This is a genomic window from Fulvivirga sp. M361 (genome assembly GCF_007097395.1).
Taxonomy (GTDB): Bacteria; Bacteroidota; Bacteroidia; order Cytophagales; family Cyclobacteriaceae; genus Fulvivirga.
Genome location: NZ_VKDC01000003.1, coordinates 166,477 through 179,583, shown reverse-complemented (window position 1 = coordinate 179,583; position 13,107 = coordinate 166,477). Strand labels below are relative to the sequence as shown.

At 42.8% G+C, this 13,107-nt stretch carries 10 protein-coding genes; 1 reads left to right on the top strand and 9 read right to left on the bottom strand.

Features of this window, described 5'->3' with window-relative positions; translation table 11 throughout:
- Positions 1 to 2 precede the first annotated feature (2 nt).
- Positions 3 to 2,189 (top strand): TonB-dependent siderophore receptor, encoded by a 2,187-nt coding sequence (locus tag FNH22_RS03265; protein ID WP_143396890.1) that lies wholly within the window; start codon positions 3 to 5, stop codon positions 2,187 to 2,189.
- 176 nt (positions 2,190 to 2,365) lie between these two features.
- Here the strand turns inward: FNH22_RS03265 and ilvA are convergent, their stop codons facing one another.
- From ilvA to leuC, 9 genes are all read right to left on the bottom strand, one after another.
- Positions 2,366 to 3,628, bottom strand: coding sequence for a threonine ammonia-lyase IlvA (ilvA, locus tag FNH22_RS03260; protein ID WP_143396889.1), 1,263 nt, complete (start codon positions 3,626 to 3,628; stop codon positions 2,366 to 2,368).
- Between the two features lie 72 nt (positions 3,629 to 3,700).
- Positions 3,701 to 4,747 carry a ketol-acid reductoisomerase gene (ilvC, locus tag FNH22_RS03255; RefSeq protein ID WP_143396888.1) on the bottom strand — a complete coding sequence of 349 codons (1,047 nt, stop codon included), beginning with the start codon at positions 4,745 to 4,747 and terminating at the stop codon, positions 3,701 to 3,703.
- Positions 4,748 to 4,760: 13 nt separating this feature from the next.
- Positions 4,761 to 5,309, bottom strand: coding sequence for an acetolactate synthase small subunit (gene ilvN / locus FNH22_RS03250; protein ID WP_143396887.1), 549 nt, complete (start codon positions 5,307 to 5,309; stop codon positions 4,761 to 4,763).
- Positions 5,310 to 5,360: 51 nt separating this feature from the next.
- A complete protein-coding gene (gene ilvB, locus FNH22_RS03245) occupies positions 5,361 to 7,088 on the bottom strand; it encodes a biosynthetic-type acetolactate synthase large subunit (RefSeq protein ID WP_143396886.1) in 1,728 nt (575 codons plus the stop codon).
- Position 7,089: 1 nt separating this feature from the next.
- Positions 7,090 to 8,769, bottom strand: coding sequence for a dihydroxy-acid dehydratase (ilvD, locus tag FNH22_RS03240; RefSeq protein WP_143396885.1), 1,680 nt, complete (start codon positions 8,767 to 8,769; stop codon positions 7,090 to 7,092).
- A gap of 5 nt (positions 8,770 to 8,774) precedes the next feature.
- Entirely contained in the window at positions 8,775 to 9,665 is an 891-nt protein-coding gene (locus FNH22_RS03235; RefSeq protein WP_143396884.1) for a branched-chain amino acid transaminase, read from the bottom strand.
- 239 nt (positions 9,666 to 9,904) lie between these two features.
- Positions 9,905 to 10,987 carry a 3-isopropylmalate dehydrogenase gene (gene leuB, locus FNH22_RS03230; RefSeq protein ID WP_143396883.1) on the bottom strand — a complete coding sequence of 361 codons (1,083 nt, stop codon included), beginning with the start codon at positions 10,985 to 10,987 and terminating at the stop codon, positions 9,905 to 9,907.
- A 117-nt stretch (positions 10,988 to 11,104) separates the two neighbouring features.
- A complete protein-coding gene (gene leuD, locus FNH22_RS03225; protein WP_143396882.1) occupies positions 11,105 to 11,704 on the bottom strand; it encodes a 3-isopropylmalate dehydratase small subunit in 600 nt (199 codons plus the stop codon).
- Positions 11,705 to 11,709: 5 nt separating this feature from the next.
- Positions 11,710 to 13,104, bottom strand: coding sequence for a 3-isopropylmalate dehydratase large subunit (gene leuC / locus FNH22_RS03220; RefSeq protein WP_143396881.1), 1,395 nt, complete (start codon positions 13,102 to 13,104; stop codon positions 11,710 to 11,712).
- Positions 13,105 to 13,107: the final 3 nt, after the last annotated feature.

Here is a 13,107-nt window from a genome sequence, read left to right as displayed (position 1 = left end):
TCATGAAAAAAATATTAGGTATAATCATTACATGTATCGCGGTAGTAGGTCAGGCCTCAGCCCAGGATACGGACGAACTGTTTGAATTAAGTTTAGAGGAATTAATGTCCATTGACATTACTTCAGTTTCCAAGACAGCGGAAAAGCTGCAGGATGTAGCATCATCTATCTACGTAGTGACGCAAGAAGATATTGAAAGGTCCGGAGCTACACGTCTACAGGATGTTTTAAACATGGTCCCTGGTTTTTATTTCGCACACACGGATTACAATGACGGCTATTCAGGTGCGCGGGAAGTCTCTGACGGATCACAAGGTAGTGTGTTGGTACTGGTAGATAATGTTCCCTTACAGTCTGTTTATAGTTCTACGTTTGACTATGAAAACTATGATATTGATCTGGAGGAAATTGACAGAATTGAAGTGATCAAAGGTCCTGGTGGTACTATTTATGGCGCTAACGCAGCTACCGGTATCATTAACATTTTTACAAAATCAGCTGAGGACAGTCAAGGCTTCCGGGCAACATTTAACCAGGGGACAAACGGTTTTATAGCTCCTTCGGTACGTTATGGCACAAAAATCGATAATACATCTTTAAAATTTCATGCAAAGGGACACTTCTTTGATGGTTATCAGGCTTTAGATCAATTGAATGGAGATTATGTCACCGTTCCTAAAATGGTAAGAGATGCCAGCGGTATTTCTACAGGAATGACGAATGGCGACACCACTATATTGAACAACCTGAATGATGATGTATACCTTACCAAAAAGTTTAACGTCGGATTTTCAGCTGTTTCCCAGGTAAGCGACAACACACGGATAAGTGGTCACGCTTATATGATAGGGCACGATTATGACACCTATTTACCTGAACCAACAAGAGTCCTTCCGACACCACAGGGAAGCTTTTTCCTGTATGAAGTGAATTCCAGACGCTATGTCACTTCTGCACGGGTGGACCATAACTTCAGTGAAAACCATTCTATCTTTGCTCAGATTTCAGGCAACAAAGAAGGCAGTGGAGATAATGACACGTATATAGGCAATCTGGAAATACAGGATAATCTTACCGTAGGAAAAAATAACCTGAGCTTCGGGCTCAATGCAAGAGTAGTTGATTTCAGCATTGGACCCTTCCCGGAAGAATATGGATTGAATTTCACAGATCCTAATACCTCAGAACATCTTTGGGGGGTATTCGCCCAGGATAAAATCAATTTTAGCGACAAGTTCAATGCCACGCTTGGTATAAAAGCAGAAACATGGAGCTTAATTGATAATACGCCTGAATTATCTCCCAGTTTACGATTGGCATTTAAACCCAGCGAAAATACGACCATTTGGGGTGCCGGGTCCAGAAGTGTAACAACACCTGGCTTTATACAAACCAATATAGTATTATCAGTGGTTGAAGAAGTAGATCCGATCCCAGGTGTTTTACCTGATGGCTTACCTCCCGTTATTTTCACAAATTCAGACGACATAGACCAGACGGAATATTTGACTGCTGAACTAGGATTTAAAGGATTGTTTGGGAATTTCAGCATAGACGTTAGCGGTTTTTATGCACAGGCTACCGGTATTATAGGTTTTGATGGTAGCAGCACTCCATTACCCTCACCACTTAATCCGGATGAGACAGTGGTGGCTATCCTATATAAAAATGCATTTGATGCAGAGAACTATGGTGTGGAAACGGTGCTGAAGTATGTTCCTTCTGAAAAGGCACGATTTGAGCTGTCCCATGCATGGTTCAAAAATGACCGGACCGGAAGGATCAGTAGTGTGACAGGAGAACGATTCACAGTTCCTGAAACTGATAACCCTATAATGCCGGAACATTTGGTTCGCCTGCGGTCTTACTTCACGTTTAATCCCGATATTGAGCTATCGTTTAATGGGTCTTACAGAACAGCCATTCATTCCAATACCGGCTTCATCTATGATCAGCAATCCAGACCAGGCGGACGTCAGGGTGCAGGATTCGTGATAGACGAAGATACAGATAGGTTTAGACTGGATTTCAAACTAGCTAAAAAATTTAATGACGGTAAAGCCAGTATATTCATCTGGGGCACAGATATATTCAACACTGGTTTGGTAGAACGTTATGACTTTTTTCAAACGGGTATCCCCAAACAAATACATAATCTGTTTGGTGCAGGAGCCACAATCTCTTTTTAAGCACTCTTTTTGTTTCAATGATGGAAGCCTGGCAGCAATTATGTTGTCGGGCTTTTCCCTTAAGAGCAAAGTGCAAAGAGCCTGGAGCATAGCGGGTGATTGGATGCCTTCCATCCGTTTTTAATTTTCAGAGAAGACTTATCTTAAAAGCCTGACAGATAAACAAGTGTTGGAGATCAGATCAAATAATGAAACAGGTCCGGTTGGTCATTCACATATTCGTACCTGAACTTCTTTTTTTGCATTTTATCCATCAAAGAAGTTAGATCATCAGGTCGCTGTAATTCGATGCCAATTAGAGCAGGTCCACGTTCACGACTATTTTTCTTGGAGTATTCAAAGTGAGTAATATCATCATCCGGCCCAAGTACGTCGGTAAGAAATTCGCGAAGTGCACCAGCCCGTTGCGGAAAGTTTACAATAAAATAATGTTTCAGTCCCTGGAATAACAAATAGCGTTCTTTGATTTCCATGGTACGTGTAATGTCATTATTGCTGCCACTTATTACGCAAACCACATGCTTTCCTTTGATCTCTTCCCGCAGGTTCTCCAGTGCAGCTATAGAGAGCGCTCCGGCTGGTTCCACCACAATAGCTTGCTCATTATACAAGCTTAAGATATCTCCACAGACCTGACCTTCCGGAACTGTGATCACTCTGTCAAGGTTTTCTTTGCAAACCTGGAAAGTAATGTCTCCCACCCGTTTCACCGCGGCACCATCGACAAACTTGTCGATCTTGTTAAGGACCACTACCTCCCCCTGATCAATGGATGCTTTCATAGCAGGAGCTCCGGCAGGTTCCACACCAATGATCCTAGTATGCGGCGACAATACTTTGAAATAGCTGGAAACGCCAGCTGCCAGCCCTCCGCCACCAATAGGTAAAATTAAATAATCAACAGGTGAGAGAGTATCTTCTATTATTTCTTTACCTACAGTACCTTGTCCTTCAATGATCTTTTCATCATCAAAAGGTGGAATAAAGGCTGCATTCTTATCTTTCGAAAATTGAGTGGCTTCAATAAAGGCGTCATCAAAGGTATCGCCGATCAACACCACTTCCACATACTCTTTCCCAAACATTTTCACCTGGTTCACCTTCTGACTGGGTGTAGGCGCGGGCATAAAAATAGTGCCTGATATTTTCTTTTTATAGCAAGCCAACGCTACACCCTGTGCATGGTTTCCGGCACTGGCGCATACTACTCCATTGGTAAGTTGTGCAGCAGGTATGCTTTGTATTTTGTTGTAAGCCCCACGGATCTTATAAGAACGTACTACCTGAAGGTCCTCCCGTTTTAATGTAATGGAGGCCCCATACCTGTCGGACAATAAAGGATTGGGCAATAAAGGAGTCCGGACAATCACATCTTTCAATGTGTGCGCAGCATGTTTAATATTATCTATGGATATTTTTGTTGTAGTGAGCTGTGTCATAGCTGCGAGCCCAATGACGGGTTTAACAAAAGACCACCGTAATACAATCCGATGGTCTTCATGGTAATTAGATTAGTTATCTTCTGGTCTGAGTTTTCTCACAGCGCTTCCGGCCTGCCACATTTCTGAGTCACGAAGCTCTGCCAGTTCTACCTCCAGCTTTTCACGGTAATCATCCTTGCTGTTGGAGTCTATGGATTTTTGTGCCTCTTTACCTGCAGCTACCTCAGCATAGAGTTCTTCAAACACGGGTTTGGAAGCATCTTTAAATTTCTTCCACCAGTCCAGCGCGCCGCGTTGAGCGGTAGTAGAACAGTTAGCATACATCCAGTCCATTCCATTTTCTGCTACAAGTGGCATCAAAGACTGTGTAAGCTCCTCCACTGTTTCATTAAATGCTTCTGACGGAGAATGGCCGTTGGCCCTTAAAACTTCGTATTGGGCTGAGAAAATCCCCTGTATAGCGCCCATCAAAGTACCTCGTTCACCTGTTAAATCACTGTATACTTCTTTCTTGAAGGTAGTTTCAAATAAGTAGCCTGAACCAACGCCTATTCCTAAGGCAACCGCTCTTTCTTTCGCTTTACCGGTGGCATCCTGAAAAATAGCATAACTTGAATTCAACCCTCTTCCCTCCAGGAACATTCTTCGTAATGAAGTACCTGAACCTTTAGGGGCCACCAAAATAACATCTACATCTTCAGGGGGCACAATACCTGTACGCTCTTTGTACGTAATACCAAAACCATGTGAAAAATAAAGTGCTTTCCCAGCGGTAAGGTTTGCTTTTACTGTGGGCCAAAGTGTGATCTGACCGGCATCAGAGAGCAGAAACTGAATGATTGTTCCTTTTTGACAAGCTTCCTCAATTTCAAACAACGTTTCACCGGGCACCCAGCCATCAGCTATTGCCTTATCCCAGGTTTTAGAGTTTTTCCTTTGTCCTACAATCACGTTAAACCCATTATCTTTCAGGTTAAGCGCCTGTCCGGGGCCCTGCACTCCATATCCGAGCACTGCAATTGTTTCTTCTTTAAGAGTTTCATTCGCCTTGGCTAAGGGAAATTCTTCTCTGGTAACTACATCTTCGGTGACACCACCAAAATTGATCTTTGCCATTTTAATAGATTGATTAATTAACTGTTATAATTTCTTTTGAATGTGTTTCAAGGTCTTGTAAGTGCTGTGAAAACGTGCTGTACGTTTTACTTAGTGAGACTCTGCCTGATCGAACGAACCCATGCAAACCAAAGGGTTTCAGGTCTTCAAACAACTGATGGGTTGCTTCTTTATGCCCTGTTTTCTCGATGATCAAAAATTCACCCAGCTCTTCTTTGATTATTGCTTCATTTGCCTCCAGTACCTGGTTAAGTTCTTTCATATCGCTAAGTTCATCGAGCCTTAATTTATACAAAGCAATTTCACTGTAGCAAGTCTCATCATCTTTAAAGCAAAAAGCTTTAATCACCTCCACTTGTTTCTCAATTTGCTTTACTATTTTAAAGGTCTTATCCTCCAGTTCATGGATCACTACTGTAAAGCGGTGTATACCGGTATATTCAGATTCTGACGTAGTGAGGCTCTCAATATTAATATGTCTTTGAGTGAACAAAGATGTGACTCTATTAAGGAGGCCTATCTTATTTTCTGTAAATATTACGATGGTGAATATCTGTTTCACATTAATGTCAGTTAAGTTTAGACTTTTACATTGTATTCGTTCCGCGTATGATTATTCTAACCTTATTTCATCTACAGAAGCCCCGCTAGGTACCATGGGAAAAACATTATCTTCTTTTTCAACCATTACTTCTAGTAAATAGGGGCCGTCATGGTCAAACATGGTATTTACGGCTCCATCCAGGTTATTACGCTCCTTTACCGTAGCTGCCTCTATACCAAACCCTCTGGCAATAGCCACAAAATCAGGATTGATCAATTCGGTTGATGAATAGCGTTTATCGAAAAACATTTGCTGCCACTGCCTTACCATACCTAAAAACTGGTTATTGAGGATAACGATCTTTACTGCAGCCTGTGTCTGAAAAATAGTACCCAATTCCTGAAGGGTCATTTGAAATCCGCCATCTCCGATGACCGCTATTACCTCGCGTTGCTTAGCACCAAGCTTTGCACCTAATGCAGCCGGCAAACAGAATCCCATAGTACCCAGTCCACCAGACGTAATGTTGCTTTTTGTCTTTTTAAAATGAGCGTATCGGCATGTTACCATCTGGTGCTGACCGACATCTGTAACTACTACAGCATCACCATCCGTAAGTTCATTGATCCGGCGGATCACCTCCCCCATAGATAGACCTTCTTTTTCAGGCTGTAATTCCTGACGAATTACCTTGTCATATTCTATTTTTGAATATTCCTTAAAACGGTCAAGCCATGCGCTATGCTCATTTGTATTACAATGTTCTGCAAGAAGTCTCAATGACTCTTTAGCATCCCCTAACACTGCAACATCTGTCTGAACGTTCTTATCTATCTCTGCAGGGTCGATTTCAAGATGAACGACTTTGGCCTGTTTTGCATACCTGCTCAGGTTACCGGTAACACGATCATCAAAACGCATTCCCACGGCGATCAAAACATCACATTCGTTGGTCAGTTTGTTGGGCCCATAATTTCCATGCATACCTAACATCCCTACATTTAATGGATGATCAGTGGGCATAGCAGACAAACCCATAATAGTCCATGCAGCAGGAATACCTGTTTTTTCAACGAATGTGGCTAATTCTTCTTCTGCTTCCGACAGGATCACTCCTTGTCCAAAGAGGATATAAGGTCTTTTTGCTGCATTTATTAGTTCAGCCGCCTGTTTAATTTTTTCAATATCTACCGGAGGTTTTGGAATATAACTTCTAAATCCCGTACATTTCTTATAAGAATACTCCATGTCAGCAAACTGTGCATCTTTAGTAATATCTATCAGTACGGGACCCGGTCTTCCTGAAGTAGCAATATAAAATGCTTTGGCAATGGCGCCTGGTATATCTTCCGGCTTTGTGACCTGAAAGTTCCATTTTGTTACCGGCATGGAAAGACTGATCACGTCTGTTTCCTGAAATGCATCCGTTCCCAGCAGTGAAAAAGGCACCTGCCCGGTAATACATACCAGGGGAGTGCTATCGATTTTGGCGTCCGCTAAACCAGTGATGAGGTTAGTAGCACCCGGACCGGAAGTAGCGAATACCACACCAGGCCGATTTGTGACCCTTGCATATCCCTGGGCAGCATGGATAGCACCTTGCTCATGGCGGGTAAGGACATGTTGTACTTGTTCTGTATAACCGTACAGTGCATCATAGATAGGCATAATAGCTCCACCCGGATATCCGAATATAAATTCTGTCTGCTCTTCAATGAGCGACAGGATAACCGCCTCGGCACCACTAAGGGTCTGTGTTTTCTTTCCAACTTCTTTTTCAACTGCTATAGTCTCCATATTATAAATCCGTTACGCACCCCTCGGATGCTGATGAAACAAATCTTGCATATTTATAAAGCACACCACTTTTCTTTTTCAGAGGTCGCTCCTGCCACTGGTTTTTTCGTGTAGCCAATTCTTCATCGGAGATCAACACCTGGATAGTATTTTCTTTAGCGTCTATGCGAATGATATCACCATCTTTCACCAAAGCGATCGCCCCACCTTCCTGCGCCTCAGGGGTGATATGCCCAACTACAAAACCATGTGTACCTCCTGAAAATCGACCGTCTGTAATCAGAGCAACTTCTTTACCAAGACCTGCGCCCATAATAGCAGCAGTAGGTTTAAGCATTTCCGGCATTCCGGGACCGCCTCTAGGACCTTCATAGCGTATCACAACGACTTCTCCTGATTTAACCTGACCGGCTGTTAATCCATCGTTTGCCTCAAATTCACTTTCAAACACCCTCGCAGGGCCCTCAAACAATTCTCCTTCTTTACCCGTAATTTTTGCCACAGAACCTTCCGGTGCCAGATTACCTTTCAGTATGCGGATATGACCTGAGCTTTTAATAGGATCATCTACCATATGGATCACCTTCTGGCCTGTATCCAACCCTGGCAGATCTGCTACATTTTCTTCAATTGTTTTACCAGTGATTGTTTTACAGGTTCCATCCAACAAGCCTTCTTTTAACATTAATTTCATCACTCCCGGGATACCGCCTACTTCGTGCAGATCTTCCATCACGTATTTACCACTGGGCTTAAGGTCTGCTAAAAAAGGAGTTTCAGTGCTGATCCTGGTAAAGTCATCCAGAGATAGCTTTATTTCAAAAGCCTTAGCTATGGCCAGTAAATGCAGAACAGCATTTGTCGATCCCCCAAGGACAGTTATCATTTTAATAGCATTTTCAAAAGAAGCTTTTGTGACAATGTCTCTGGGTTTCAAGTCATGCTCCAAAATATATTTCATAGCCTCCCCTGCCAGCTTACACTCTCTTCGCTTATCAGCGCTTATAGCAGGATTAGAAGCCCCGTAAGGCAAACTCATACCTAATGTTTCTATTGCTGAAGCCATGGTATTGGCTGTATACATCCCTCCACAGGCACCAGGCCCGGGACAAGCATTGGCCACCACACCTTTATAGTCTTCTTCATTAATGGATCCGGCTATTTTCTCTCCTAATGCTTCAAAAGCGGAAACAACGTCAAGCTTTTTACTTTTGTAGCACCCGGGGGCAATGGTTCCACCGTACATCAAAATACCGGGTCGGTTCAAGCGTCCCATAGCGATCATGGCGCCAGGCATATTTTTGTCGCATCCTACAACAGTCACTACGCTATCATAGGATTGTGCATTAACTACTGTTTCTATAGAATCAGCTATAAGGTCGCGTGAGGGCAGGCTATACCGCATCCCGGGTGTACCCATAGAAATGCCATCACTTACTCCGATGGTATTAAATACTAAACCTACCAGCTCGTGTGCATTGACACCTTCTTTCACTACCTGGGCCAGGTCATTCAGATGCATGTTACATGGGTTACCCTCAAAACCGGTACTTACGATACCCACCTGAGGTTTTTTAAGGTCTTCTTCAGACAAACCTATAGCGTGCAACATAGCCTGTGCCGCAGGTTGGGTAGGGTCCTGGGTGACTCGCTGGCTGTATTTATTAAGTGTTTTGGACATTGGAATTAAACAATAGTTAAACCTTGGTATTCGTTATATTGAACTTTTTGACGATACATCAGATAAAGGCTGTGCCCTGCAGACTCCTGCCATGAACCTTTGAATTTCTCTCCATTAATGGATTCAATAGGCGCTATTTCGGCTGCCGTACCAGCGAAGAAGGCATTATCAGCATTATAGACCTCTTCTATTGTAAATTGACGTTCGGTCACGTGTATTCCGAGGTCTTTTGCCAGGTCCATGATAGTTGCACGAGTAATTCCAGGTAAAATGTTACCTGCCGGAGGAGTGTATAATATCCCTTCTTTTTCATAGAAAAAATTAGCTCCGGAACCCTCCGCTACATTACCATGTATATCCAGCAGTAGCGCTTCATCATACCCTAATTTCTTAGCTTCGGCAGTCGCGAGAATTGAATTTGTATAGTGTCCCACCACTTTAGCCTCCACGTGACACGACCTGGGGTTAGGCCGTTGGTAAGAGGAAACCATAACTTTAAGTGGTTCCTCCCCTAACAATTTCTCCCATTTCCAGGCTGCCATTAAAACATGTACTTCATCCGTAGGCAACAGTGACATATTAGCTCCCAGGTATACCAGTGGCCGTATGTACGCATCTTTCAGATCGTTTTTATCCAACAATTCGTAAGAAATATTGATCAATTCATCGATTGAATATGGAAGGTCAATATGCATTTTAGTGGCAGAATATTGTAATCTTTCAAAATGCTCTTTTGCCTTAAACACATTGCATCCATCGGCATTCTGATAGGCCCTGATTCCTTCGAACACCCCGTTGCCATAGTGCATAGTTTGATTATACATGCCGGTCCGGGCCTCGCTGGCTCGTATCCATTTCCCATCGAGGAATATTATGGTGTTTTCATCGTAGTACATGATATATGTGGTTGCAGGTTTCTATTTTTTTGACATAAAAAAAGCGCCATCCCGGGGGATGGCGCTTGATATTTTTCATTAGCATGCAAATATCACCTATCCCCGATCGCCGTTTTGACGATGACATTAATAATGACGAGGACTATGATATTTATATTTCTCATTTCTAAATCTTATTATAAAGCTAATCAAATAGTGTTTACAAAAGCAATATCCAACCTCACTTTTTTTCATCGCACCTAAAAATTAACGGCTGATAGTTCATGGATCATGGCTACAACCTTATCTCCCACCTCTTCCGTAGAGCTGGATTTATCTTTGTCAATATCTTCAGTAACTACCCCGCTATCGACTGTCTTCATCACAGCCTCTTTGATGGTTTTACTCTCTTCTATCAAACCGAAAGCATACTCTAAAAGCATGGCGGCCGATAATATAGCTCCAAAAGGATTCGCAATATTTTTCCCTGCCGCCTGAGGATAGGAACCGTGAATAGGTTCGAACAAACTTCTTTCCACACCAATGGAAGCAGAAGGCAACATACCTAATGAACCTGAAATCACAGATGCCTCATCCGTTATAATGTCGCCAAACATATTTTCAGTAAGCACAACATCAAAATAACCCGGATTCTGGATGATCTTCATGGCAGCATTGTCTACAAACATAAAGTCCAGTGTTATATCCGGATAGTCATTTGCCAATTCCTGAACAGTCTCTCTCCAAAGTCGCGAGGTAGCCAATACATTTGCCTTATCTACCAGCGTCACTTTTCCTGACCGGTTTCGGGCTGCTTGAAAAGCAAGATTACTCACTCTGAGAATTTCTTCCTTAGAATAGTTACAAGTATCAAAAGCGTTTGTGCCGTCTTCCGACCTACCTCGTGGCTGACCAAAATAAATACCTCCTGTAAGCTCCCTGAAAACCACAAAATCTACTCCTTTGATGATTTCCTCTTTAAGAGGAGAAATTGATAAAAGGGCGTCATAGCTGGTCACCGGCCTCACATTGGTAAAAAGTCCCAGCTTTTTGCGCATTGCTAACAGTCCCTGCTCCGGCCTTACCTTGGCCTTCGGATCATCATCATATTTCGGATGACCTATAGCTCCAAAAAGAATTGCGTCAGCGCCCCTACAAACCGTTTCAGTCTCAGCAGGAAACGGATCATTAGCAGCATCAATCGCAACGGCACCTACCAGAGCCTCTTCGTAAGTAAATTCATGACCGTATAGTTCGGCAACAGCTTTAAGTGCTTTTACTCCCTGCGCTGTCACTTCCGGCCCTATGCCGTCTCCCGGTAAAACTGCAATATTCTTTTTCATGTGTCAATTCCCTGATTCAACAAGGTCCCTAAATATTTCTTATCAATTCTTTTCAAAAAAAAACAGCCCCCACTTTTCAACCTAAACCACTAGAATAAAATATTTAGGGGGCTGTAATCATCTCGCTACTTCAAGACGATTGTCTTCAAACTCCTTAATTTCTTCTTTCTTGCTAATAAGAAAGTCTATATCATCATACCCCTGTACGAGGCAATATTTCTTATAGGGATTGATTTCAAAGCTTTCTTTAAAATCAGTACCTGCTATACTTATTTCCTGATCTTCCAGACTTACGTTCACTTCAGTAGAAGGATCGGCCTGGATTTTTTCAAACAATAGGTTCAGAAATTCATTGCTCACCTGAACAGGCAGCAATCCATTATTAAGAGCATTATTCTTAAAAATGTCAGCGAAAAAACTGGAAATCACCACTTTAAATCCGAAATCAAATAATGCCCATGCCGCATGCTCCCTACTGGAGCCGCATCCAAAATTTTCACCGGCTACCAGCACGTCTCCGGTTATTCCTGGTTGGTTCAGAATAAAATCAGGATTGAGGTGGTCATTTTCCTTGTAACGCCAATCTCTGAATAGATTGTCACCGAAACCTTCCCGTGTGGTTGCCTTGAGAAATCTTGCCGGAATGATCTGGTCAGTATCTATATCTTGTAACGGCAGTGGGATACAAGTACTTTTAAGCGTTTTAAATTTTTCCATCTCTGTTAATTCAACATCTCTCTTACATCAGTAACATGTCCTGTAATAGCTGAAGCAGCCGCTGTCAGCGGGCTTGCCAACATGGTTCTGGCACCAGGCCCCTGACGACCCTCAAAATTTCTGTTGGAGGTAGAAACACAATACTTGCCTTTAGGCACCTTGTCCTCGTTCATTCCCAAACAAGCTGAACAACCTGGCTGCCTTAACTCAAACCCGGCCTCTGCCAGCACCTTATCAATTCCCTCAGTTACTGCCTGCTTTTCTACTTGTTTAGAGCCCGGTATGATCATTGCATTTACATGCTCTGCTTTCTTCTTACCTTTTACCAGATCAGCCACCATCCTTAGATCTTCAATCCTGGAATTAGTACAGCTGCCGATAAAGACGTAGTCTACTTTTTTGCCTAATAATTGGCTCCCCCCGGTAAGGTCCATGTATTCCAGCGCCTTTTTCAAAGTAACATCAGATTGACCGTTGACCGCAGGAATGGTTTCACTGACCCCTATACCCATTCCGGGGTTAGTGCCATAGGTGATCATGGGTTCAATATCTTCTGCCTTAAAGTGTATTTCTTTGTCGAAGCTGGCACCTTTATCTGATTTTAAGGTTTTCCAGTATGCAAGTTTCCTCTCCCACAGCTCACCTTTGGGCGCAAATTCACGATCTTTTATATAGTTAAATGTAGTATCATCAGGGGCTATTAAACCTCCTCTGGCCCCCATTTCTATACTCATATTACAAATGGTCATACGAGCCTCCATGGAAAGCCCTTCAATGGCTGATCCGCAGAATTCAATAAAGTAACCCGTTCCGCCACTTGTAGATAGCTTTGAAATAACATAAAGTATGATGTCTTTTGACACTACGCCTTTATTCAGTACACCATCAATCTGTATCTTCATGGTTTTGGGCTTACGCTGTAACACACATTGTGTGGCCAATACCTGTTCTACTTCACTGGTACCTATTCCAAAGGCAATATTTCCGAAGGCCCCATGCGTTGAGGTATGGCTGTCTCCGCAAACAATGGTCATACCTGGTTGTGTTATACCCAGTTCAGGTCCTATAACATGAACAATTCCCTGATAGGGGTGCCCAAGGCCATAGAGCTCTACTCCAAACTCATCGCAATTCTTTATCAGGGTATCCACCTGATGCCTGGAAAGTGCGTCCTTTATCGGCAGGTGTTGATCCTGAGTAGGCACATTATGATCCGCAGTGGCTACGGTTTGTTCAGGACGGTATACCCCAATTCCACGTTCCTTCAGGCCCGCAAATGCCTGTGGACTGGTCACCTCATGAATAAAGTGCTTATCAATATATAATACGTTAGGTCCATTTTCTATTTGATGAACCACATGGTTATCCCAGATCTTATCGAATAATGTTTTAACTTCCATCAG

Bases quoted from the DNA above. Each gene is read 5' to 3' on its own strand.
- ilvA (WP_143396889.1), bottom strand. From the start codon at position 3,628: ATGACACAGCTCACTACAACAAAAATATCCATAGATAATATTAAACAT.
- leuC (WP_143396881.1), bottom strand. From the start codon at position 13,104: ATGGAAGTTAAAACATTATTCGATAAGATCTGGGATAACCATGTGGTT.
- leuB (WP_143396883.1), bottom strand. From the start codon at position 10,987: ATGAAAAAGAATATTGCAGTTTTACCGGGAGACGGCATAGGGCCGGAA.
- FNH22_RS03235 (WP_143396884.1), bottom strand. From the start codon at position 9,665: ATGTACTACGATGAAAACACCATAATATTCCTCGATGGGAAATGGATA.
- FNH22_RS03265 (WP_143396890.1), top strand. From the start codon at position 3: ATGAAAAAAATATTAGGTATAATCATTACATGTATCGCGGTAGTAGGT.
- ilvD (WP_143396885.1), bottom strand. From the start codon at position 8,769: ATGTCCAAAACACTTAATAAATACAGCCAGCGAGTCACCCAGGACCCT.
- leuD (WP_143396882.1), bottom strand. From the start codon at position 11,704: ATGGAAAAATTTAAAACGCTTAAAAGTACTTGTATCCCACTGCCGTTA.
- ilvC (WP_143396888.1), bottom strand. From the start codon at position 4,747: ATGGCAAAGATCAATTTTGGTGGTGTCACCGAAGATGTAGTTACCAGA.
- ilvB (WP_143396886.1), bottom strand. From the start codon at position 7,088: ATGGAGACTATAGCAGTTGAAAAAGAAGTTGGAAAGAAAACACAGACC.